35 protein-coding genes are annotated in these 21,726 nt (G+C 59.7%); all 35 read right to left on the reverse strand.

Annotated elements, in window-relative coordinates; all coding sequences use genetic code 11:
• Window positions 1-17 precede the first annotated feature (17 nt).
• The 35 genes from dsbD to rpsL all read right to left on the reverse strand — a co-directional run bounded on the left by dsbD (window position 18) and on the right by rpsL (window position 21,683).
• Complete coding sequence (gene dsbD / locus RA167_RS11325) at window positions 18-1,883, reverse strand: protein-disulfide reductase DsbD (protein ID WP_076785625.1); 1,866 nt, start codon at window positions 1,881-1,883, stop codon at window positions 18-20.
• Complete coding sequence (cutA, locus tag RA167_RS11330; RefSeq protein ID WP_076785626.1) at window positions 1,876-2,226, reverse strand: divalent-cation tolerance protein CutA; 351 nt, start codon at window positions 2,224-2,226, stop codon at window positions 1,876-1,878. Before cutA ends, dsbD begins: the two co-directional genes overlap by 8 nt.
• 155 nt (window positions 2,227-2,381) lie before the next feature.
• Window positions 2,382-2,777: a 50S ribosomal protein L17 gene (gene rplQ, locus RA167_RS11335; protein ID WP_076785627.1), complete on the reverse strand. Its 396-nt coding sequence runs from the start codon at window positions 2,775-2,777 to the stop codon at window positions 2,382-2,384.
• 165 nt (window positions 2,778-2,942) lie between these two features.
• Window positions 2,943-3,920: a DNA-directed RNA polymerase subunit alpha gene (locus RA167_RS11340; RefSeq protein ID WP_076785628.1), complete on the reverse strand. Its 978-nt coding sequence runs from the start codon at window positions 3,918-3,920 to the stop codon at window positions 2,943-2,945.
• 133 nt (window positions 3,921-4,053) lie between these two features.
• Complete coding sequence (gene rpsD / locus RA167_RS11345) at window positions 4,054-4,677, reverse strand: 30S ribosomal protein S4 (protein WP_013434810.1); 624 nt, start codon at window positions 4,675-4,677, stop codon at window positions 4,054-4,056.
• 148 nt (window positions 4,678-4,825) lie between these two features.
• A complete protein-coding gene (rpsK, locus tag RA167_RS11350) occupies window positions 4,826-5,230 on the reverse strand; it encodes a 30S ribosomal protein S11 (protein WP_076785629.1) in 405 nt (134 codons plus the stop codon).
• Between the two features lie 28 nt (window positions 5,231-5,258).
• Window positions 5,259-5,624 (reverse strand): 30S ribosomal protein S13, encoded by a 366-nt coding sequence (rpsM, locus tag RA167_RS11355; protein WP_076785630.1) that lies wholly within the window; start codon window positions 5,622-5,624, stop codon window positions 5,259-5,261.
• A gap of 34 nt (window positions 5,625-5,658) precedes the next feature.
• Entirely contained in the window at window positions 5,659-5,775 is a 117-nt protein-coding gene (gene rpmJ, locus RA167_RS11360) for a 50S ribosomal protein L36 (RefSeq protein ID WP_041754149.1), read from the reverse strand.
• Between the two features lie 20 nt (window positions 5,776-5,795).
• Window positions 5,796-6,014 carry a translation initiation factor IF-1 gene (gene infA / locus RA167_RS11365; RefSeq protein ID WP_004521905.1) on the reverse strand — a complete coding sequence of 73 codons (219 nt, stop codon included), beginning with the start codon at window positions 6,012-6,014 and terminating at the stop codon, window positions 5,796-5,798.
• Between the two features lie 11 nt (window positions 6,015-6,025).
• Window positions 6,026-7,360 carry a preprotein translocase subunit SecY gene (secY, locus tag RA167_RS11370; RefSeq protein WP_076785631.1) on the reverse strand — a complete coding sequence of 445 codons (1,335 nt, stop codon included), beginning with the start codon at window positions 7,358-7,360 and terminating at the stop codon, window positions 6,026-6,028.
• Between the two features lie 44 nt (window positions 7,361-7,404).
• The gene (gene rplO, locus RA167_RS11375) at window positions 7,405-7,839 is read right to left on the reverse strand and encodes a 50S ribosomal protein L15 (protein ID WP_076785632.1); all 435 of its coding nucleotides are present in this window, start codon (window positions 7,837-7,839) and stop codon (window positions 7,405-7,407) included.
• Window positions 7,840-7,865: 26 nt separating this feature from the next.
• A complete protein-coding gene (gene rpmD / locus RA167_RS11380) occupies window positions 7,866-8,048 on the reverse strand; it encodes a 50S ribosomal protein L30 (protein WP_041753260.1) in 183 nt (60 codons plus the stop codon).
• A 15-nt stretch (window positions 8,049-8,063) separates the two neighbouring features.
• Complete coding sequence (rpsE, locus tag RA167_RS11385; RefSeq protein ID WP_076785633.1) at window positions 8,064-8,582, reverse strand: 30S ribosomal protein S5; 519 nt, start codon at window positions 8,580-8,582, stop codon at window positions 8,064-8,066.
• 15 nt (window positions 8,583-8,597) lie between these two features.
• Window positions 8,598-8,963, reverse strand: a complete 366-nt coding sequence (gene rplR, locus RA167_RS11390; RefSeq protein ID WP_013434799.1) for a 50S ribosomal protein L18 — start codon at window positions 8,961-8,963, stop codon at window positions 8,598-8,600.
• Window positions 8,964-8,975: 12 nt separating this feature from the next.
• Window positions 8,976-9,509: a 50S ribosomal protein L6 gene (rplF, locus tag RA167_RS11395; protein WP_076785634.1), complete on the reverse strand. Its 534-nt coding sequence runs from the start codon at window positions 9,507-9,509 to the stop codon at window positions 8,976-8,978.
• Between the two features lie 21 nt (window positions 9,510-9,530).
• A complete protein-coding gene (gene rpsH, locus RA167_RS11400) occupies window positions 9,531-9,926 on the reverse strand; it encodes a 30S ribosomal protein S8 (protein ID WP_076785635.1) in 396 nt (131 codons plus the stop codon).
• A 12-nt stretch (window positions 9,927-9,938) separates the two neighbouring features.
• Entirely contained in the window at window positions 9,939-10,244 is a 306-nt protein-coding gene (rpsN, locus tag RA167_RS11405; protein WP_013434795.1) for a 30S ribosomal protein S14, read from the reverse strand.
• A gap of 7 nt (window positions 10,245-10,251) precedes the next feature.
• On the reverse strand, window positions 10,252-10,791 hold the full coding sequence (gene rplE, locus RA167_RS11410) for a 50S ribosomal protein L5 (protein ID WP_076785636.1): 540 nt from the start codon (window positions 10,789-10,791) through the stop codon (window positions 10,252-10,254).
• Window positions 10,792-10,805: 14 nt separating this feature from the next.
• On the reverse strand, window positions 10,806-11,114 hold the full coding sequence (gene rplX / locus RA167_RS11415) for a 50S ribosomal protein L24 (protein WP_013434793.1): 309 nt from the start codon (window positions 11,112-11,114) through the stop codon (window positions 10,806-10,808).
• Between the two features lie 10 nt (window positions 11,115-11,124).
• Window positions 11,125-11,493: a 50S ribosomal protein L14 gene (gene rplN / locus RA167_RS11420; protein ID WP_013434792.1), complete on the reverse strand. Its 369-nt coding sequence runs from the start codon at window positions 11,491-11,493 to the stop codon at window positions 11,125-11,127.
• A gap of 298 nt (window positions 11,494-11,791) precedes the next feature.
• Entirely contained in the window at window positions 11,792-12,064 is a 273-nt protein-coding gene (gene rpsQ, locus RA167_RS11425; protein ID WP_076785637.1) for a 30S ribosomal protein S17, read from the reverse strand.
• Entirely contained in the window at window positions 12,061-12,255 is a 195-nt protein-coding gene (gene rpmC, locus RA167_RS11430) for a 50S ribosomal protein L29 (RefSeq protein ID WP_013434789.1), read from the reverse strand. Before rpmC ends, rpsQ begins: the two co-directional genes overlap by 4 nt.
• 11 nt (window positions 12,256-12,266) lie before the next feature.
• A complete protein-coding gene (gene rplP / locus RA167_RS11435) occupies window positions 12,267-12,683 on the reverse strand; it encodes a 50S ribosomal protein L16 (RefSeq protein WP_076785638.1) in 417 nt (138 codons plus the stop codon).
• Window positions 12,684-12,685: 2 nt separating this feature from the next.
• On the reverse strand, window positions 12,686-13,489 hold the full coding sequence (gene rpsC, locus RA167_RS11440) for a 30S ribosomal protein S3 (RefSeq protein ID WP_076785639.1): 804 nt from the start codon (window positions 13,487-13,489) through the stop codon (window positions 12,686-12,688).
• Between the two features lie 11 nt (window positions 13,490-13,500).
• Window positions 13,501-13,830: a 50S ribosomal protein L22 gene (rplV, locus tag RA167_RS11445; protein WP_076785640.1), complete on the reverse strand. Its 330-nt coding sequence runs from the start codon at window positions 13,828-13,830 to the stop codon at window positions 13,501-13,503.
• A 12-nt stretch (window positions 13,831-13,842) separates the two neighbouring features.
• Window positions 13,843-14,118, reverse strand: coding sequence for a 30S ribosomal protein S19 (rpsS, locus tag RA167_RS11450; protein ID WP_076785641.1), 276 nt, complete (start codon window positions 14,116-14,118; stop codon window positions 13,843-13,845).
• A gap of 10 nt (window positions 14,119-14,128) precedes the next feature.
• On the reverse strand, window positions 14,129-14,956 hold the full coding sequence (gene rplB / locus RA167_RS11455) for a 50S ribosomal protein L2 (protein ID WP_076785642.1): 828 nt from the start codon (window positions 14,954-14,956) through the stop codon (window positions 14,129-14,131).
• A 2-nt stretch (window positions 14,957-14,958) separates the two neighbouring features.
• Window positions 14,959-15,273 carry a 50S ribosomal protein L23 gene (gene rplW, locus RA167_RS11460; RefSeq protein WP_076785643.1) on the reverse strand — a complete coding sequence of 105 codons (315 nt, stop codon included), beginning with the start codon at window positions 15,271-15,273 and terminating at the stop codon, window positions 14,959-14,961.
• Complete coding sequence (rplD, locus tag RA167_RS11465) at window positions 15,270-15,890, reverse strand: 50S ribosomal protein L4 (protein ID WP_076785644.1); 621 nt, start codon at window positions 15,888-15,890, stop codon at window positions 15,270-15,272. Before rplD ends, rplW begins: the two co-directional genes overlap by 4 nt.
• Window positions 15,891-15,892: 2 nt before the next feature.
• Window positions 15,893-16,549 (reverse strand): 50S ribosomal protein L3, encoded by a 657-nt coding sequence (gene rplC, locus RA167_RS11470; RefSeq protein WP_076787490.1) that lies wholly within the window; start codon window positions 16,547-16,549, stop codon window positions 15,893-15,895.
• A 207-nt stretch (window positions 16,550-16,756) separates the two neighbouring features.
• The gene (gene rpsJ / locus RA167_RS11475) at window positions 16,757-17,068 is read right to left on the reverse strand and encodes a 30S ribosomal protein S10 (protein WP_013434780.1); all 312 of its coding nucleotides are present in this window, start codon (window positions 17,066-17,068) and stop codon (window positions 16,757-16,759) included.
• A 128-nt stretch (window positions 17,069-17,196) separates the two neighbouring features.
• Window positions 17,197-18,387 carry an elongation factor Tu gene (gene tuf, locus RA167_RS11480; protein ID WP_076785645.1) on the reverse strand — a complete coding sequence of 397 codons (1,191 nt, stop codon included), beginning with the start codon at window positions 18,385-18,387 and terminating at the stop codon, window positions 17,197-17,199.
• A 46-nt stretch (window positions 18,388-18,433) separates the two neighbouring features.
• Window positions 18,434-20,536 (reverse strand): elongation factor G, encoded by a 2,103-nt coding sequence (gene fusA / locus RA167_RS11485; protein WP_076785646.1) that lies wholly within the window; start codon window positions 20,534-20,536, stop codon window positions 18,434-18,436.
• Between the two features lie 132 nt (window positions 20,537-20,668).
• A complete protein-coding gene (gene rpsG, locus RA167_RS11490) occupies window positions 20,669-21,139 on the reverse strand; it encodes a 30S ribosomal protein S7 (protein ID WP_013434778.1) in 471 nt (156 codons plus the stop codon).
• A 163-nt stretch (window positions 21,140-21,302) separates the two neighbouring features.
• Complete coding sequence (gene rpsL, locus RA167_RS11495; RefSeq protein ID WP_041754145.1) at window positions 21,303-21,683, reverse strand: 30S ribosomal protein S12; 381 nt, start codon at window positions 21,681-21,683, stop codon at window positions 21,303-21,305.
• Between the last annotated feature and the right edge of the window lie 43 nt (window positions 21,684-21,726).

Here is a 21,726-nt window from a genome sequence, read left to right on the forward strand (position 1 = left end):
CGCTCGCTCTATGACGCTTAGCCGGCGACAGGAGACGAGGTGCCAATCAGGCGGTCCAGGCTTTTCAGGAAAAGCTCCGGCGACTGATAGCCGACGACGCGAGCCAGTTCCCGGCCTTGAGCGTCGAAGAAAACGATTCCTGGCGGTCCGAACAGCCGGAAGCGCCGCAGCAACGCCTGATCGTCGGCGTGGTTCGCGGTGACGTCGGCACGCAGCAGGTCCATCGAGGCCAATCTGGTCCGCACACGCTCGTCACTGAACGTGAACTGCTCCATTTCCTTGCAACTCGTGCACCAGTCCGCATAGAAATCCAACATCACAGGCCGCCGCGCCGCGCCCAGCACCTGGTCTAGCTGTGCCGTCGACGTGACCGGGGCAAACGCAGGTACAGTGGCAGCGATCGTTGCGGCGGTCCCGGGCCCGGTCCGCGCGCCGGCAAAGACAGCGAGTGGTCTGAGCGGATCCGACGAACCGGCAGCCGCCCCAACCAGCAGCGCGACAGCCCACACGGCAAGCGCCGCGGCCAGGCCCTTGCTCAATCGCGCCGCAATCGATGCCGTGCCGGCCGAACAATCAAAAAGCCGCAGGAGCGCTGCCGTGACCATCAGCCACAGCGCCGCCAGCGACATCGAGATCGTGCCAGGCAACACCGGTGTAACGAGCCACAGCGCAACGGCCAGCAGCATCATGCCGAAAATGCGCTTGACGGCGTCCATCCAGCGACCTGCACGCGGCAGCAGCGCACCAGCCCCGATCCCAACGACCAACAGCGGCACGCCATTGCCGAGGCCCATCGCGAACAGCGACGCGGCGCCCACGCCGATATTGCCGGTATGCGCGATGAATAGCAGGATCGCAGCTAGCGGCGCGGTCATACATGCGCCGACAACGACGGCTGACAACGCCCCCATGACAAAGACGGCTGCAAACCGCCCCCCCGCCTGGCGCTGCGATAGCGCATTGGCGCGATCCTGCAGCCCCTGTGGCAACTGAATATCCCGGCCAGCCAACAACAAGCCCCCCATCCCCGCAATCAGTATCGCGAAGACACCGAGCACCCAGCGATTCTGCAACCACGCCCCGAGACTTTGGCCGATCGCCGCGGCCGCTACGCCGAGCAGCGCGTACACCAGCGCCATGCCAAGCACATAGGCTACTGACAGCGTGCAGCCGCGCGCACGCGTCACGTGAGCCCCTTGGCCAACAATGATCGATGACAAAATCGGAATCATTGGCAGCGAGCAGGGAAACAAACTCAACACAATGCCACCGGCAAAGAAAAACGCCAGCACGGCCGATAATCCGTCCTGTTGCAACACTGCCTGCGCATCGTCGGCGCTGAAAAAGCGCTCGATCAACGGACCCGATCGTGCGTTGCCGCCACCGGTCGTCGTCGCACCTGCCACGCCAGCCTTTACCGCCGGGCCGCTCAGATGCACGACGTGCTCGGCCGGTGGGTAACAAATCCCCTGGTCCGCGCAGCCCTGCGACGTCACGATAAGATCGAATGCGCCGCCCGTGCGGGTAATGGGCACCGTGACGACAAGGTTGCCGCGGTACGTCTCGACGTCCTTATTGAAGGTCTGGTCGAACTTAACCTTGCCGGGCGGCAGCTGTGGCACCCCCAGCGCGGCATCGCCCGATCTGACGGCAAACGCAAAGCGTTCACGGTACAGGTAGTAGCCGTCGGCAATGCGGAAATGCAACTCGACCGTCCCCGGCTTTTCGAGCGAGCTGAACTGAAACGCGTCTTGTGGATCGAGAAACCCATCGCTCGCCCACGCGGCGCGGGACGCCAGGGTTGCCCACAGCGCTGCGATAATCAGCGCGATCCCGGTCAACCACGACGCCGCGGCTGAACGTCTGAAAGACGGACTAAACATATGTCGGACGTGATGTCTCCGTGTCGACCCACAACGCGTAGGCAGGCGACGACGCAGCGGACCAGGACAGAATCTCCGGCGTCTGATACGGATGATTTGCGGCAATAAACTTTTCCAACTCGAACGCACGTGTCACCGCCGTCTTAAACAACAGCGGCACCTCGTCCGCGTGCTCGAGCTCGCCTTGCCAGTGATAGACCGAGCGCGACGGCGCAAGTTGCGTCGCACAGGCCGCCAACCGGGCATCCAATACGGTGCGAGCAAGCGTCGACGCCGCCTGGGCATCGGGTAATGTCGTAAGCATCAGGATGACGGTCGATGTCACATGTTCCTCCGGCATCATTGAATGATGAGCGACGACCTGTTGAACACGCCGCCTCTACCGCGATATCGTAACACCCGTGCGTGCCATGCTCGTGCGCCAAACTCGCCTCCAAGTGCGCCATGTAACAAAAAGGCCAAGCTAAGCTTGGCCTTTTTGATTTGCGGACGCAGCGTTTATTCGGCTTCTGCCGCTTCCGCTGCTTCCTCGACGACTGGACGGTCAACCAACTCAACCAGCGCCATCGGTGCGTTGTCGCCGACGCGGAAGCCGAACTTCAGGATCCGCAGATAGCCACCCGGGCGCGTAGCGTAGCGCGGACCGAGCACTTCGAACAACTTCGATACCGACTTGTCATCACGCAATCGCGCAAAGGCAAGACGGCGGTTCGCGACGGATGGTTTCTTGCCCAGCGTGATCAGCGGCTCGACGACCTTGCGAAGCTCTTTTGCTTTGGGCAGCGTCGTCTTAATGACTTCATGCTCGATCAACGAATTCGACATATTACGGAGCATCGCCAAGCGGTGGCTGCTCGTGCGGTTCAGTTTCCGCAAACCGTGACGGTGACGCATTTCAGTTTCCTTGATTCAAAGTTTTGATCCAGCTCTTCTATTGCGCGACTCGATATGAGATACGAGGAGCGCGCACGGGCCGGTACGGGATAAGACAAGACGCGGATTCTAAAAGAATATCCGCGTCGTTGCCAGTTCATTACAACGGGCAGCAACGCCCGCCGATTACTTATCGAGGCCAGCCGGCGGCCAATTCTCCAGCTTCATGCCGAGCGTCAAACCACGCGAAGCGAGCACTTCCTTGATCTCGTTCAACGACTTGCGGCCCAAGTTCGGCGTCTTCAGCAACTCGTTTTCGGTACGCTGGATCAGATCACCAATGTAGTAGATGTTCTCGGCTTTCAGACAGTTCGCGGAGCGCACTGTCAGCTCGAGATCGTCAACCGGACGCAACAGAATCGGATCGATCTGCGGTGCGCGCGACGGCGTTTCAGCCGTCGTTTCGGTGCCTTCCAGCGCCGCGAACACTGACAACTGGTCGACTAGGATGCGAGCCGATTGACGAATCGCTTCCTCTGGCGAAATCACACCATTGGTCTCAATGTTCATCACGAGCTTGTCCAGGTCGGTACGCTGCTCGACCCGGGCACTCTCGACCGCGTAGCTGACTCGGCGAACCGGCGAGAACGACGCATCGAGCACGATGCGACCGATGACCTTGGTGCTTTCGTCGCCATAGCGGCGCACGTTGCCCGGCACATAGCCACGACCCTTCTCGACCTTGATCTGCACGTCGAGCTTGCCGCCCTTGGATAGATGGGCGATAACGTGCTCCGGATTGATGACCTCGCAATCATGCGGCACTTCGATGTCACCGGCGGTCACGACACCCTCGCCTTCCTTGCGCAGCGTGACGGTCACTTCATCGCGGTTGTGCAGCTTGAACACCACGCCCTTGAGGTTCAACAGCAGGTTGACCATGTCCTCTTGCACACCGTCGAGCGTCGAATACTCGTGAACGACGCCGGCGATCGTCACTTCGGTCGGTGCATAGCCGATCATTGACGATAGCAAAACACGCCGGAGCGCATTACCCAAGGTGTGGCCATAACCGCGTTCAAACGGCTCCATGACCACTTTCGCGTGGTTGTCGCCAAGCGAATCCACTGCGATGATCTTGGGCTTCAACAAACTGGTTTGCATAGGTTTTCCTTTTCAATACCCTCGGCTCGTTACACCGATAAGGCTGACCGGTGACAACCTGAAAAACGAACAGCCGGGCCACCGGCGCACACGGGCGCACCCGCGCGGACAAGCAGCTCGGCCGTCGATACGATTAGCGCGAGTACAACTCGACAATCAGGCTTTCATTAATGTCGCCGGCAATATCGCTACGCTCCGGCACGTGCTTGAAGGTGCCTTCAAACTTCTTCGCATCGACCGACACCCAGCCCGGGAAGTTGTTTTGCTCGGCCAGCGACAACGCCTCTTGAATCCGCGTCTGCTTCTTCGCTTGCTCACGCACGGCCACCACGTCGCCAGCTTTCACCTGCAATGACGGGATGTTCGCCACTTGGCCGTTCACGGTGATCGCCTTGTGGCTGACCAGCTGACGCGCTTCAGCACGCGTCGAGCCGAAGCCCATGCGATACACGACCGTGTCCAGACGCGACTCGAGCAGTTGCAGCAGCGTTTCGCCGGTGTTGCCCTTGCGGCGATCGGCTTCGGCGAAGTAACGACGGAACTGGCGCTCGAGCACGCCGTAGATCCGCTTCACCTTTTGCTTTTCGCGCAGTTGCAGACCATAGTCGGACGTGCGTGCACCCGACGTACGACCATGCTGACCCGGCTTGCTATCGAGCTTGCACTTATCGGCGAGCGAGCGACGCGCGCTCTTCAAGAACAGATCGGTGCCTTCGCGGCGGGACAGTTTTGCTTTCGGACCGGTATAGCGTGCCACTTTGCAATTCCTTAACGTTGATTTACGCGGATCTGGCCGATCTGCGCTAGTTCGCGCCCTTTGGGCCGAACGGTGGACTTAGTTGATAAATTCAATGCAGCAAGCCTGCTGCCGTGCACGGCAACAGGCTCCAATACGCTTGCTTGCATCAGATGCGGCGGCGCTTCGGCGGACGGCATCCGTTGTGCGGCACCGGCGTCACATCGGAAATCGCCGTGATTTTGATGCCAAGGCCGTGCAGCGCGCGAACCGCCGATTCGCGCCCCGGGCCCGGACCCTTGATCCGAACCTCGAGATTCTTCACGCCATACTCCAACGCGACGCGGCCGGCCGACTCGGCGGCAACCTGTGCAGCGAACGGAGTCGACTTGCGCGAACCCTTAAACCCTTGACCACCCGACGTCGCCCACGCCAGTGCGTTGCCCTGACGGTCCGTGATCGTGATGATCGTGTTATTGAACGACGCATGGACGTGTACTACGCCCTCGGCGACGTTCTTCTTGACCTTCTTGCGAACGCGTTGCGCCGCGCTGCTGTTCGAAGCCTTAGCCATTACGTTTTCCTGTAACTGTCAGTTCCGCTTACTTCTTCAGCGCTTGGGCTGCACGACGCGGACCCTTACGGGTACGGGCGTTCGTGCGCGTGCGCTGACCGCGCATGGGCAGACCCTTGCGATGGCGGACACCTTCGTAGCAACCGATGTCCATCTTGCGCTTGATGTTCATCGTCACTTCACGGCGCAAATCGCCCTCGACGACGAACTTCGCGACTTCATCGCGCAGCTTTTCGAGATCCGCGTCGGTCAGTTCCTTGACCTTCTTCGAAGTGTCCACGCCAGCTGACGCACAGATCAACCGTGCGCGCGAGGCACCAATACCGAGAATCGCCTGAAGGCCGATCACGGTGTGCTTGTGAACTGGGATGTTAACCCCTGCGATACGAGCCATTGTTTTTCCTCAAACAAAAAGCGCAAGCGTGGCCTTAGCCCTGGCGCTGCTTGTGACGCGGATCCGAGCTGCAAATGACGCGCACGACGCCCTTGCGCTTGATAATTTTGCAATTGCGGCAAATGCACTTAACCGATGCCATCACTTTCATGATATTACCCTTTTTCTCAATCACTTCGCCCGGAATACGATCCGCGCACGAGACAGATCGTAAGGCGTCAATTCCACCGTCACCTTGTCGCCCGGGAGGATCCGGATATAGTGCATCCGCATCTTTCCGGAGATATGTCCCAACACGACATGGCCGTTTTCCAGTTTGACCCGGAATGTTGCATTAGGGAGGTTTTCAATGACCTCGCCCTGCATCTGAATGACATCGTCTTTGGCCATATTCCTTGTGCTCAACGCATCGGGAGATTGCCGCCCTTGAAATTGGCTTTCTTGAGCAGCGATTCATACTGTTGCGACATAACGTACGACTGCACCTGCGCCATAAAGTCCATCGTCACGACAACGATGATCAGCAGCGAAGTGCCGCCGAAGTAGAACGGCACGTTCCAGCGCAGCACCAGGAATTCGGGCAAGAGGCACACGAATACGATATAGATCGCCCCGGCCAGCGTCAGACGGGTGAGAATCTTGTCGATGTAACGCGCGGTCTGCTCGCCCGGGCGAATCCCCGGAACAAAGGCACCACTTTTCTTCAAGTTGTCGGCCGTTTCCTTGCTATTGAACACCAACGCGGTGTAGAAGAAGCAGAAGAAAACAATAGCCAACGCGTACAACATCACGTACACCGGTTGCCCCGGTGCCAACGTCGACGCCAGATCATGCAGCCAACGCATGTTCGCGCCGGAGCTGACCCAGTTCGCGATCGTCGCCGGCAGCAGGATAATCGACGACGCGAAAATCGGCGGAATCACACCCGACATGTTCAGCTTCAATGGCAGGTGCGACGACTGACCACCATAGATCTTGTTACCGACTTGGCGCTTCGCATAGTTCACAAGGATCTTGCGCTGTCCCCGTTCAATAAACACGACCAGATACGTGACCGCGGCAATCAGCACGACGATGATGATCGCCGAGATGATGCTCATCGATCCAGTGCGCACCAGTTCGAACAATCCACCGATTGCGTTCGGGAAACCCGCCGCGATACCGCCAAAGATAATGATCGAAATCCCGTTGCCCAAGCCGCGCTCGGTGATCTGCTCGCCGAGCCACATCAGGAACATCGTGCCGGTCACCAGCGTCACCACCGTCGTGAGCCGGAACATCATGCCCGGATCGATCACCAAGTACGGCTGATTCTCAAGCGCAACCGCAATACTGAACGCCTGAAACGTCGCCAGCGCCACCGTGAAGTAGCGCGTGTACTGGGTGATCTTGCGCTGGCCCGCCTGTCCTTCCTTTTTCAGCGCTTCCAACTGCGGGGACACGATCACGAGCAGCTGCATGATGATCGATGCCGAGATATACGGCATGATCCCCAACGCAAATATCGTGAACCGCGACAGCGCGCCACCCGAGAACATGTTGAACATGGCCAGGATGCCGCCAGACTGGCTTTGGAACAGCTTGGCCAGTTGATCAGGATCGATTCCCGGCACCGGGATATGCGCGCCGATTCGATAGACGATCAACGCCAGCAGCAGGAAAACCAGCCGCCGACGCAGATCACCGTACTTCGGCCCACCACGTCCAGTCTTTGCGAAAGTCGGGCTGTTAGCCAAGAACCTTCTCCGTAGCAAATCCGAGTGACCGCGTCTGCAACAACTTACTCACCCAACGAACCGCCCGCAGCTTCGATTGCAGCACGCGCGCCCTTCGTGGCGCCCAGCCCCTTGATCGTGACCTTGCGCTTGATCTCGCCGGTCGCGATGATCTTCGCACTCTTGATCAGTTCGCCTACGAGGCCCGCTTGCTTCAACGCCAGCAGATCGATTTCGTCGACCGGCAGCTTTTCCAGGTCGCCCAGGCGCACTTCACCAACAAACTCCTTCGTCAGTGACGTGAACCCGCGCTTGGGCAAGCGGCGTTGCAACGGCATTTGGCCGCCTTCGAAGCCCACCTTATGGAAGCCGCCCGAACGCGACTTCTGGCCTTTGTGACCACGGCCCGCCGTCTTGCCCAGGCCGGAGCCGATGCCACGGCCGACGCGACGCTTTGCGTGCTTAGAGCCTGCAGCCGGCTTCAGGTTGTTCAGTTCCATATTCACTCCTTAAGCTCGTGTCGCGCTTAGCCGATGACCTTAACGAGGTACGAGACCTTGTTGATCATGCCGCGCACCGCCGGCGTGTCCTGCAATTCGCTAACCGAGTTCAGGCGACGCAGGCCGAGGCCGCGCACCGTCGCGCGATGCGTATCGCGGGTACCGATCAGGCTCTTGACGAGCTGGACCTTGACAGTTTTTCCAGACATGGTGACCACCCCGCCTTAACCCAAAATTTCTTCGACGCTCTTGCCGCGCTTGGCCGCGATATCGGCCGGCGTGGACTGGCGACGCAGACCGTCGAGCGTCGCACGAACGAGGTTGTACGGGTTCGTCGAGCCGTGGCTTTTCGCCACGACGTTCGTCACGCCCATCACCTCGAACACCGCGCGCATCGGGCCGCCGGCAATCACGCCGGTACCCTGCTTAGCCGGTGCGAGCAACACTTGCGACGCGCCGTGCTTGCCGTGCGCCTCATGCTGCAGCGTGCCGTTCTTCAGCGGTACCTTGAACATATTACGGCGGGCCTGTTCCATCGCCTTCTGGACGGCAACCGGCACTTCCTTGGCCTTGCCTTTGCCCATGCCGACCCGACCATCACCGTCGCCGACCACCGTCAGCGCGGCGAAACCGAGAATCCGGCCACCCTTCACGACCTTGGTCACACGATTGACCGAGATCATTTTTTCGCGCAGGCCGTCGTCGCGTTCGTCGGCCTGAACCTTCGCTTGCATCTTTGCCATGACGAATCCCTATCCTTAGAACTTGAGCCCGGCTTCACGCGCCGCATCGGCAAGCGCCTTGACGCGACCGTGATAGCGGAAGCCCGAGCGGTCGAAGGCGACGGATTCAATACCGGCAGCCTTGGCCTTCTCGGCGATACGCTTGCCGATCAGCTGGGCCGCGGCAACATTACCGCCCTTGCCCGACTTGTCGGCCAGTTGCTGGCGCACTTCGACCTCGACGGTCGATGCGCTCGCCACCACCTTCGTACCGCACGGCGAGAACACCTGCGCGTAGATGTGCTGGTTGGTGCGGTGCACGGCCAGACGCGCAACCTGCAGCTCAGCGATCTTGATACGCGTTTGACGAGCACGGCGCAGGCGAGATTGAGTCTTATCCATGATTGCGCACCTTTACTTCTTCTTCGTTTCCTTGAGGATCACGACTTCGTCGGCGTAGCGCACACCCTTGCCCTTGTAGGGCTCAGGCGGACGGTAGCCACGCACTTCCGCGGCTACCTGGCCGACTTTTTGTTTGTCGATCCCCTTGATGACGATTTCCGTTTGCGACGGCGTTTCCGCCTTCACACCTTCCGGCATTTGATGCACGACCGGATGCGAGAAGCCCAACGACAGATTCAACTTGTCGCCTTGCGCCTGCGCACGGTAACCAACGCCGACCAGCGTGAGTTTGCGCTCGAAGCCCTTCGTCACGCCGTTCACCATGTTCGCGACGAGTGCGCGCATCGTGCCGGACAGCGCGGTTGCCTCGCGCGACTCGTCGACCGGTTGGAACTTCAGTTCGCCGTTGTCGTTGATCACCTTCACAAGCGGGTTCAGTGCCTGAGAAATCGTGCCCAACGGCCCTTTTAGCGTAATCTGCGACTCGCCCAGCGTCACCTCAGCACCGTTGGGCAGAGGAATCGGGCTCTTACCTACTCGAGACATGTTTCACTCTCCTGTCGGGCTTTACGCGACGTAGCAAATGACTTCGCCGCCCACACCCGTGGCGCGCGCTTTGCGATCGGTCATCACTCCCTTCGGCGTGGACACGATAGCGACGCCCAGGCCATTCATGACCTGCGGGATCTCGTTGCGACCACGATACACGCGAAGGCCAGGCTTGGACACGCGTTCCAGACGCTCGATGACCGGCCGGCCGGCGTGGTACTTCAACGCAATGTTCAGTTCCGCCTTCGGGCCATGGGCCTTCACGACGAAGTCGTCGATGTAGCCTTCGTCCTTCAGAACCTGCGCGATTGCGACCTTCACTTTCGACGAGGGCATCGTCACCGCAGCCTTCTCGACCATCTGCGCGTTGCGGATGCGAGTCAGCATATCGGCGATAGGATCACTCATGCTCATTTATGTTGCTCCTTACCAGCTCGCCTTCGTCAGGCCGGGAATCTCGCCGCGGAATGCGATTTCGCGAATCTTGCCGCGCGCCAAGCCAAATTTGCGGAACGTGCCACGCGGACGCCCGGTGATCGCGCAGCGATTGCGCTTGCGGGTCGGGTTCGCGTTGCGCGGCAGTTGCTGCAGCTTCAGGCGCGCTTCGTAGCGCTCTTCGTCGGACTTGCTCGTATCGTCAATGATCGCCTTCAGCGCCGCGCGCTTTGGCGCATACTTCGCTGCGAGACGAGCACGCTTCTTTTCACGTTCGATCAGTGCCAGTTTAGCCACGGTAACCTCAGTTTCTGAACGGGAACTTGAAGCTGGCGAGCAGTGCCTTCGCTTCTTCGTCGGTCTTCGCAGTCGTCGTGATGCTGATATTCAGCCCACGCAGCGCGTCGATCTTGTCGTAATCGATTTCGGGGAAAATGATCTGCTCCTTTACCCCGATGTTGTAGTTGCCGCGGCCATCGAATGCCCGGCCCGAGATGCCGCGGAAATCGCGCACTCGCGGCAACGCGATTGTCACGAAGCGATCCAGGAACTCATACATCGCGCGACCACGCAGTGTGACCATCGCGCCAATCGGATAGCCCTGGCGAATCTTGAAGCCCGCGATTGCCTTACGCGCCTTCGTCACGACCGGCTTCTGACCGGCGATCTTCGTCAGATCACCCACCGCGTTGTCAATGATCTTCTTGTCAGCGACCGCGTCACCCAGACCCATGTTCAGCGTGATCTTGGTGATGCGCGGCACTTCCATGACGGACTTGTAGCCGAACTTTTGCGTCAGTTCGGGAACAATCTTCTCTTTGTAAACCTGCTGCAAACGTGCCATTTTCGACTCCCGACTCAGGCGCTCAGCACAGCACCGGTGGTCTTTAGGAAGCGCACCTTCTTGCCCTCCTCGACCTTGATGCCCACCCGCGACGCACGGCCGTTCGCATCGACCAACGCAACGTTGGAGATGTGCAACGGCATCGACTTGCTTTCCACACCGCCGGTCGTGCCCTTCATCGGGTTCGGCTTCACGTGCTTCTTCACGAGATTGATACCTTCAACCGTCACACGATCGCCCGCAACTGCCAGCACGGTGCCGCGCTTGCCCTTGTCCTTGCCTGCGATGACGATGATTTCGTCACCCTTGCGAATCTTGTTCATCGCGACTCCCTTACAGCACTTCCGGCGCGAGCGAAACGATCTTCATGAAACGTTCGCTACGCAATTCACGCGTGACCGGCCCGAAAATGCGCGTACCGATCGGCTCAAGCTTGTTGTTCAGCAGCACGGCGGCATTGCCGTCGAACTTGATCAGCGAGCCGTCCTGACGACGCACGCCCTTGGCGGTGCGAACCACCACGGCGTTGTAGATTTCGCCCTTCTTGACGCGCCCACGCGGCGTGGCTTCCTTGACGCTCACCTTGATGATGTCGCCAATGCTCGCGTAACGACGCTTCGAGCCGCCGAGCACCTTGATGCACAACACTTCGCGTGCACCCGTGTTATCGGCTACTTCAAGCCGAGTTTCGGTCTGGATCATGGTTTATCTTTCCCAACTTAATCCGGCACGCCACCATGGCGCGGCCGGTCAGTCTTGGTCCCGTCAGCCGATCGGCTGCTTGGGTTAGAACAGCAGCGACGGCAGACGAAACCCGCCATCGCAATCGGTGAATCCTGCGGCGCGGATGACAGCCACCCACACGCGCACTGGCCAACTTAGCCCCACCACTTACCCGCGACGGGGCATCCCTTATATGAGGGAAGTCCGAGATTATATCAAATAATCCCGGACTTGCAACAACTTATTGCGATACTGCGGCGGCTCACGCCGCCTTCGTTCAGATGATGCGCGCCGCTTCAACCAGGCGGGACACGGTCCAGGCCTTCGTCTTCGAAATCGGACGATTTTCCTGGATCTCCACGAGGTCGCCCTCGTTGTACGTGTTCGCCTCGTCGTGCGCGTGGTACTTCTTCGAGCGCACAACGTACTTGCCGTAGATCGGGTGTTTGACGCGATGCTCGACGAGCACGGTCACGGTCTTGTTCATCTTATTGCTGACGACCTTGCCGACCAGCGTCCGCTTAAGCGAGGTTTTAACGCTATCGTTCATTTCTGGTTCGCCTTTTCAGTCAACACGGTACGCACACGCGCGATGTCGCGGCGGACCTTCTTCAGCTGGCTGGTGTTCTGCAGCTGTTGGGTCGCGAGCTGCATGCGCAGACCGAATTGGGCCTTCAGCAGGTCCGACAGCTCCTTGTTGAGCGCGGCCTGATCCTTGTCGCGAAGTTCGGAAGCTTTCATCGCTTGACTCCTTAGGCGCCGATCTGGCGGGCGACGAACATCGTCTTCAGCGGCAACTTCGCCGCTGCCAGACGGAACGCCTCACGCGCCAGCTCTTCGTTAACGCCATCCATTTCGTACAGCATCTTGCCGGGCTGGATCTCGGCGACGTAGTACTCAGGGTTACCTTTACCGTTACCCATCCGCACTTCAGCCGGCTTTTGCGAAATCGGCTTGTCCGGGAAGATGCGAATCCAGATGCGGCCGCCACGTTTGATGTGACGGGTCATCGCTCGACGCGCGGCTTCGATCTGGCGCGCGGTCAAACGGCCGCGCCCGACCGCTTTCAGGCCAAACTCACCGAACGACACCGCATTGCCACGCGTTGCGACGCCCGTATTACGACCCTTTTGCTCTTTGCGGTACTTTCTGCGTTTCGGTTGCAGCATGGTTATTCTCCACTCTTCGCGTCGCCGCCAGCACCGGCACCACTACGGCGCGGACCGCCCCGACGTGCGCCCGGTGCGCCGCCTTCGCCATCACGGCGCGGGCGACGATCGCCCGGGCGGGCATTGCGGCGCCCACGCTTGTCTTCCGTCGGCTCTTCGACGACCGGCAGATCGTTGCGGCCGAGCGTATCGCCTTTGTAGACCCACACCTTGACGCCGATGATGCCGTACGTCGTCTTCGCTTCCGACGTCGCATAGTCGATGTCGGCGCGCAGCGTATGCAGCGGCACACGGCCTTCACGGTACCATTCGGTCCGTGCGATTTCGATGCCGTTCAGACGACCCGCACTCATGATCTTGATGCCCTGCGCACCCAGACGCATCGCATTTTGCATCGCACGCTTCATTGCGCGACGGAACATGATCCGGCGCTCAAGCTGCTGTGTGATCGAATCGGCGATCAGTTGCGCATCGGTTTCCGGCTTACGGACTTCTTCGATGTTGACGTGAACCGGCACGCCCATGCGGCGCTGCAGTTCGGTCTTTAACAACTCGATATCCTCACCCTTCTTGCCGATCACAACGCCCGGACGCGAGCTGAAGATCGTCAGACGCGCGTTCTTTGCAGGACGCTCGATCACAACGCGGCTCACCGACGCGTTCTTCAGCTTCTTCTTCAGGTATTCGCGAACGCCGATGTCTTCCTTCAGCATCCCCGCAAACTGGGTATTGTTCGCGTACCAACGCGACGCCCAGTTACGGCTGACGGCCAGACGGAAGCCAGTCGGATGAATTTTTTGTCCCATCGTGTGACCCCTTAATTCCCGACCGTCACAGTGATGTGACAGGATTGCTTCTCAATGCGGTTACCGCGGCCCTTCGCACGCGCGGTGAAACGCTTCAGCGAGGCCGCCTTGTCGACGTAGATCGTCTTGATCTTCAGCTCGTCGATATCCGCGCCTTCATTGTGCTCCGCGTTCGCGATCGCCGACAGCACCACCTTCTTGACGAGACCCGCTGCCTTCTTCGGCGAGAACGTCAGAATGTTCAGCGCCTTGTCGACCGGCAAACCGCGAATCTGGTCAGCCACAAGGCGCGTCTTCTGCGCCGAAATGCGGGCACCGCGATGAATTGCTTTCACTTCCATCTTGATTGCCCCTTATTTCCTGGCCTTTTTGTCGGCCACGTGTCCCTTGAACGTACGGGTCAACGCGAATTCGCCGAGCTTGTGGCCGACCATGTTTTCCGACACATACACCGGAACATGCTGACGGCCGTTGTGCACGGCGATCGTCAAGCCGATGAAATCCGGCAGGATCGTCGAACGACGCGACCAGGTCTTGATCGGCTTCTTGTCACGCGAAGCTGCAGCCGCCTCAACCTTCTTCAGCAAATGGGCGTCGCAGAACGGACCTTTTTTAACAGAACGTGCCATTGCCTACTCCTTAACGCTTGTGACGGCGCTGGACGATCATCGTCGTCGTGCGCTTGTTGCGACGCGTGCGGAAGCCCTTCGTCGGCGTACCCCACGGGCTCACCGGATCGCGACCCGCCGCCGTACGACCCTCACCGCCACCGTGCGGGTGGTCGATCGGGTTCATTGCAACGCCGCGGACCGTCGGACGGATACCGCGCCAACGATTCGCACCAGCCTTGCCGATCTGGCGCAGGCTGTGTTCCTCGTTGCCGACTTCACCGATCGTTGCACGGCATTCGATATGCACGCGGCGGATTTCACCCGAGCGCAGGCGGACCTGAGCATACGTGCCCTCGCGAGCCAGCAGCATCGCCGACGCACCGGCCGAGCGCGCGATTTGCGCCCCCTTGCCCGGCAGCATTTCAACACAGTGAATGGTCGTACCCACCGGAATATTGCGGATCGGCAGCGTATTGCCTGCACGAATCGGCGCTTCCGAGCCCGACAACAGTTGCGCGCCAACCATCACGCCCTTCGGTGCGATAATGTAACGGCGCTCGCCGTCGGCATAGCACAGCAGGGCAATGTTCGCGCTACGGTTCGGGTCGTATTCGAGACGCTCAACCTTCGCCGGGATACCGTCCTTGTTGCGGCGGAAATCAACCACGCGATAGTGATGCTTGTGACCGCCGCCCTTGTGGCGCGTCGTGATATGACCATTATTGTTGCGGCCAGCCGTGGAGCTTTGCTTATCAAGCAGCGCCGCGTACGGCTTGCCCTTATGCAGTTCCTTATTGACCACCTTCACCATCGCACGACGGCCAGGCGAAGTCGGCTTGAGCTTAACGAGTGCCATGATTACTTGGCCTCCGCTTCAAAATTGATTTCTTGGCCCGGCTTCAGGTTCACGTACGCCTTGCGTACGTCCTTGCGGCGGCCCATGAAACGGCCAAAGCGCTTGGCTTTGCCCTTCACGTTCAGCACGTTGACCGAATCCACTTCGACCTTGAACAACAATTCGACTGCCGCCTTGACTTCCTGCTTCGTGGCGTCCGGCGCAATGTCGAATACGACTTGCTCGTTCTTGTCAGCCACCAGCGTCGCCTTCTCAGAGATCACCGGCGCGAGCAGAACCTGCATCAAACGATGATCGTTCTTGCGCATTTCGCTCATGACAGCAACTCCTCGATCTGGGCGACCGCAGCTTTCGTGACCAGCACTTTCTTGAAGTAGATCAGCGACAACGGGTCGGCATAACGCGGCTCGACAACCGCCACATGCGGCAGGTTGCGCGACGCGAGGTACAGGTTCTCGTCAACGGTATCGGTAATCACGAGCACCGACTCGAGCCCCATGGCCTTGAACTTGGCCGCCAGCAGCTTGGTCTTCGGCGCCTCGAGCTTGATGTCGTCAACGACCGACAGCCGGCCTTCGCGAGCGAGCTGCGACAGGATCGAACAGACGCCAGCGCGGAACATCTTCTTATTGACCTTCTGGCCGAAATTTTCTTCCGGCGAGTTCGGGAAGATACGGCCACCGCCGCGCCACAGTGGGCTCGACGACATACCGGCGCGGGCGCGACCTGTGCCCTTCTGGCGCCACGGCTTCTTCGTCGTGTGCTTAACTTGTTCGCGATCCTTCTGCGCGCGGTTACCGCTGCGCGCGTTCGCCTGGTACGCGACGACGATCTGGTGAATCAGCGCTTCATTGTAGTCACGGCCGAACACGACGTCCGACGCGTTCACACCCGCGCTTTCCTGACCTTGGTCGTTCAGGAGCTTCAATTCCATTGTCACGCCCCCTTCTTCGCGCGAGCCTTAACGGCCGGCGTCACAAAAACTTTGCCGCCCTTGGCGCCCGGCACCGCACCCTTGACGAGGATAAGCTTGCGCTCCGCGTCGATACGTGCGATCTCGAGATTCTGCGTGGTGGTCTTCACATCACCGAGGTGGCCGGTCATGCGCTTACCCGGGAACACACGACCCGGATCCTGCGCCATACCGATCGAGCCCGGCACGTTGTGCGAACGCGAGTTACCGTGCGACGCGCGGCCCGAACCGAAGTTATAGCGCTTGATCGTACCGGCATAACCCTTACCGATGGACACGCCCTGCACGTCGACCTTCTGACCCACTTCGAACAAATCGGCACCGATCACCGCGCCCGGCGACAGCTCGACCGCCTTGTCAGTTTCGATGCGGAATTCCTTCAGGATTTCGCCGGCCTGAACACCGGCTTTGGCGAGATGACCAGCCAGCGGCTTGGTCACACGCGACGCGCGACGCTCGCCGAAAGTAACCTGCACGGCCGTATAACCGTCCGTTTCAACGGTCTTGATCTGCGTCACGCGGTTGTCCGACACGTCTAGCACGGTTACGGGAATCGAATCACCGTCAGCCGTAAAAATACGGGTCATTCCAACCTTGCGACCTACGAGTCCAAGGCTCATCGTTTTCTCCATTCCCGACTGCGATTGGTCAGGGCTGATTACGAAACACCGGCGAACAGGAAGAGACTGATGCCAACCTGTCACACGGCTTTTTAACGCAAATACGCGAAAAGCCTAGCATTGTAGCAAGGCTTTTCGTTTTTTGCAAGCAATCAATGACTTAGGCGCACCATGCCATCGCCATGCAGGGCGCGCCGTCAAGCCGCGTTACTGCAGCTTGATTTCGACGTCAACGCCCGCCGGCAAGTCGAGCTTCATTAGCGCATCCACGGTCTTGTCGGTCGGATCGACGATGTCCAGCAGACGCAGGTGCGTGCGGATTTCCAGCTGATCGCGCGACGTCTTATTTACGTGCGGCGAACGCAGGATGTCAAAGCGCTGGATGCGCCGCGGCAGCGGGATCGGGCCGACGAGGATCGCGCCGGTGCGCTGTACCGTCTCGAAAATCTGCCGCGCTGATTGATCGACCAGCTTGTAGTCGAAAGCTTTCAGGCGGATACGGATTTTCTGCTTTTGCATGACATTTCCTGTAAAGAGCGAGGCGATATGGCACCGCCATAACCAAAGAACGTGAAGCAGGCCCCCAATCGAGAAACGGGCAGCCCGCTCCGGACACTATAATGTACCGCTACAGCAAACCAGCGATTTTACTCGATGATTTTGGCGACGACACCGGCGCCGACGGTACGGCCGCCTTCGCGGATCGCAAAGCGCAGGCCTTCTTCCATCGCGATCGGTGCGATCAACTTGACCGTGATCGACACATTGTCACCCGGCATCACCATTTCCTTGTCCTTGGGCAACTCGATCGAGCCGGTCACGTCCGTCGTGCGGAAGTAGAACTGCGGCCGGTAGTTGTTGAAGAACGGCGTGTGGCGCCCGCCCTCATCCTTGCTCAGCACGTACACTTCCGCCGTGAAGTGCGTGTGCGGCGTGATCGTGCCCGGCTTGGCCAGCACTTGACCACGCTCCACATCCTCGCGCTTAGTGCCACGCAGCAGAATACCCACGTTGTCCCCGGCCTGGCCCTGGTCCAACAGCTTGCGGAACATCTCCACGCCCGTGCACGTCGTCTTCGTCGTGTCACGGATGCCCACAATCTCGATTTCCTCGCCGACCTTGATCACCCCGCGCTCCACGCGCCCGGTGACCACCGTGCCACGACCCGAGATCGAGAACACGTCTTCCACCGGCATCAGGAACGTGCCATCCACCGCACGCTCGGGCGTCGGAATGTACGTGTCCAGCGCATCGGCCAGACTCAGGATCGCCGCCTCGCCCAACTCGCCCTTATCCCCTTCCAGCGCCAGCTTCGCCGAGCCCTTGATGATCGGCGTGTCGTCGCCCGGGAACTCGTACTTGGACAGCAGCTCGCGCACTTCCATTTCCACCAGCTCGAGCAGCTCTGCGTCGTCCACCATGTCGCACTTATTCAGGAACACGATGATGTACGGCACGCCCACCTGACGCGCCAGCAGAATGTGCTCACGCGTTTGCGGCATCGGGCCGTCTGCGGCCGACACCACCAAGATTGCGCCGTCCATCTGCGCCGCACCCGTGATCATGTTCTTCACGTAGTCCGCGTGACCCGGGCAGTCCACGTGCGCATAGTGACGCTGCTCTGTCTCGTACTCGATGTGCGCCGTGTTGATCGTGATGCCACGGGCCTTCTCTTCCGGCGCCGCGTCAATCTCGTCGTACTTCTTCGCTTCGCCGCCAAACTTCGACGACAGCACCGTCGCGATCGCCGCCGTCAGCGTGGTCTTGCCATGGTCAACGTGACCGATCGTGCCCACGTTCACGTGCGGCTTGGTCCGTTCAAATTTACCTTTAGCCATGTTTCTCTTCTTTCAATAGTGGTTCGTGAATGAGTTTGCCGACCGATCACTTCGCTTTCGCGTTGATGATCGCATCAGCCACGTTACGCGGAGCCTCGGCATAGTGCTTGAACTCCATCGTGTAGGTCGCACGGCCTTGCGTCAGCGAGCGCAGCGACGTCGAATAGCCGAACATTTCCGACATCGGCACTTCCGCACGGACGATCTTGCCGCCGCCGACCATGTCTTCCATGCCCTGCACGATGCCGCGACGACCTGACAGGTCGCCCATCACATTGCCCATGTACTCTTCCGGCGTTTCGACTTCGACGGCCATCATCGGCTCGAGAATCACCGGATTCGCCCGGCGCATCGCTTCCTTGAACGCCATCGAGCCGGCCATCCGGAACGCGTTTTCGTTCGAGTCCACGTCGTGGTACGAACCGAACGTCAGGTGCACCTTCACGTCGACGACCGGGAAACCGGCCAGCACACCGCTCTTGAGCGTTTCCTGGATACCCTTATCGACCGCGGGGATGTACTCGCGCGGAATCACGCCGCCCTTGATCTCGTCAAGGAATTCATAGCCCTTGCCTTGCTCGTTCGGCTCCAGCGTGATCACCGCATGGCCGTATTGGCCGCGACCGCCGGACTGCTTGACGAACTTGCCTTCGACGTCCGCCGCCGAGCTGCGGATCGTTTCGCGGTACGCAACCTGCGGCTTGCCGACCGTCGCCTCGACGTTGAATTCGCGCCTCATCCGATCGACCAGGATTTCCAGGTGCAATTCGCCCATGCCCGAGATGATCGTCTGGCCCGATTCCTCGTCGGTCTTGACGCGGAACGACGGATCCTCCTGCGCCAGGCGGTTCAGCGCGATGCCCATCTTTTCCTGGTCGGCCTTCGTCTTCGGCTCGACGGCCTGCGAAATCACCGGCTCCGGGAACACCATACGTTCAAGCACGATCGGGTTGGCCGGATCGCACAGCGTGTCACCGGTGGTCGCCTCCTTCAGGCCGACCGCAGCGGCAATGTCGCCAGCGCGCACTTCTTTGATTTCCTCGCGCTGGTTCGCGTGCATTTGCAGAATCCGTCCGACGCGCTCCTTCTTGCCCTTCGTCGAATTCAGCACGGTATCGCCAGAATTGACGACGCCCGAATACACGCGGAAGAAAATCAATTGGCCAACGAACGGGTCCGTCATGATCTTGAACGCGAGCGCCGAGAATTTCTCGTCGTCGGATGCGTTGCGCTCTGCATCCTCACCACTCTCGGTCTCCCCCTTGACTGGCGGAATGTCGACCGGCGACGGCAGGAAGTCGATCACCGCGTCCAGCATGCGTTGCACACCCTTGTTCTTAAACGCGGTCCCGCACAACATCGGCTGAATTTCGCAAGCGATCGTACGATCGCGCAGCGCCTTGACGATCTCAGCTTCAGTCAGCGCGTCGCCACCGAGATACTTTTCCATCAGCGTCTCGCTCGCCTCAGCCGCCGACTCGATCATTTTCTCGCGCCACTCGTTACACGTGTCCACGAGTTCAGCCGGAATATCGGCATATTCGAACTTCGTTCCCTGCGACGCGTCGTCCCAAATGATCGCCTTCATCTTCAATAGGTCGACGACACCCCTGAACGACTCCTCCGCACCGATCGGCACGACGATCGGCACCGGGTTAGCCTTCAGGCGCGTCTTCAACTGGTCGTACACCTTGAAGAAGTTTGCGCCGGTACGGTCCATCTTGTTCACAAACGCGAGCCGCGGCACCTTGTACTTATTGGCCTGGCGCCACACGGTTTCCGACTGCGGCTGCACGCCGCCGACCGCGCAGTACACCATGCACGCGCCATCGAGCACGCGCATCGAGCGCTCAACCTCAATCGTGAAGTCCACGTGTCCCGGCGTGTCGATGATGTTGATGCGGTGTTCCGGGTAGTTGTTACCCATGCCTTTCCAGAACGCCGTCGTCGCAGCGGACGTGATCGTGATGCCACGTTCCTGCTCCTGCTCCATCCAGTCCATCGTCGCGGCACCATCGTGCACTTCGCCGATCTTGTGGTTCACACCAGTGTAAAACAGGATGCGCTCGGTCGTCGTCGTTTTGCCGGCGTCGATGTGAGCGCTGATACCGATATTACGGTAACGCTCGATAGGAGTCTTACGAGCCACTTTAATCTCTCAAGAGGATTGCGCAGCGGAAGAACCGCGGTGCGCCTTAACACAAACGGGCGAGGCGCTTCGGAAGCGCACCCGCCCGGAATTTCCTTCTCCGTTTACCAGGCTTTCCAGCCTAAACGGCCGTTAGAAACGGAAATGCGAGAAAGCTCTGTTCGCTTCCGCCATCCGGTGCACTTCGTCGCGCTTCTTCATCGCGCCGCCCCGACCTTCCGCGGCCTCGAGCAGTTCACCGGCCAGGCGCAGCGCCATCGACTTCTCGCTACGCTTTTTCGCGGCCTCACGCAACCAGCGCATCGCCAATGCCATACGACGCGACGGGCGCACTTCGACCGGAACCTGGTAGTTCGCACCTCCAACGCGGCGGCTTTTCACTTCAACCACCGGCTTCACGTTGCTCAGCGCGACAGTGAACACTTCCAGGGGGTCCTTGCCGGCCTTGCCCTGGATTTGCTCGAAAGCCCCGTACACGATGCGTTCGGCCACTGACTTCTTGCCCGACAGCATCAGTACGTTCATGAATTTTGCAACATCAACATTACCGAACTTCGGGTCCGGCAATATTTCCCGCTTGGGGACTTCGCGACGACGCGGCATTTCTGTTCCTTTGACTGTTCAGTTGGAGCGGTTGCTTTCCCCACCCCGCGGCCACCAACTAACCCGATCCATCTCACGACTAACCAGCTTGGCCGGGTGACCACTTACTCGATAGCACCGATCGATCCGGCACCACCGCCTTTGCATCGACGGGCGATGCAGCTTACTTACCCGCCTTGGCGCGCTTCGCACCGTACTTCGAACGAGCCTGCTTACGGTCCTTGACGCCTTGCGTGTCGAGCGAGCCGCGCACCATGTGGTAACGCACACCCGGCAAGTCCTTGACCCGGCCACCGCGAATCAGCACGACCGAGTGCTCCTGCAGGTTGTGGCCTTCACCACCGATGTACGAGATGACCTCGAAGCCGTTCGTCAAACGAACTTTCGCGACCTTACGAAGCGCCGAGTTCGGCTTTTTTGGCGTCGTCGTGTACACACGAGTGCACACACCGCGACGCTGCGGACAGTCCTGCAAGGCCGGACTCTTGCTCTTCACATGCTCCGAAGTGCGGCCTTTGCGAACCAATTGATTGATGGTTGGCATTGTTGATTCCTGGAAATAGATAAAACCGGACGACGCAGGCCCG

It is taken from the genome of Mycetohabitans endofungorum (genome assembly GCF_037477895.1).
In the GTDB taxonomy this organism is placed as follows: Bacteria; Pseudomonadota; Gammaproteobacteria; order Burkholderiales; family Burkholderiaceae; genus Mycetohabitans.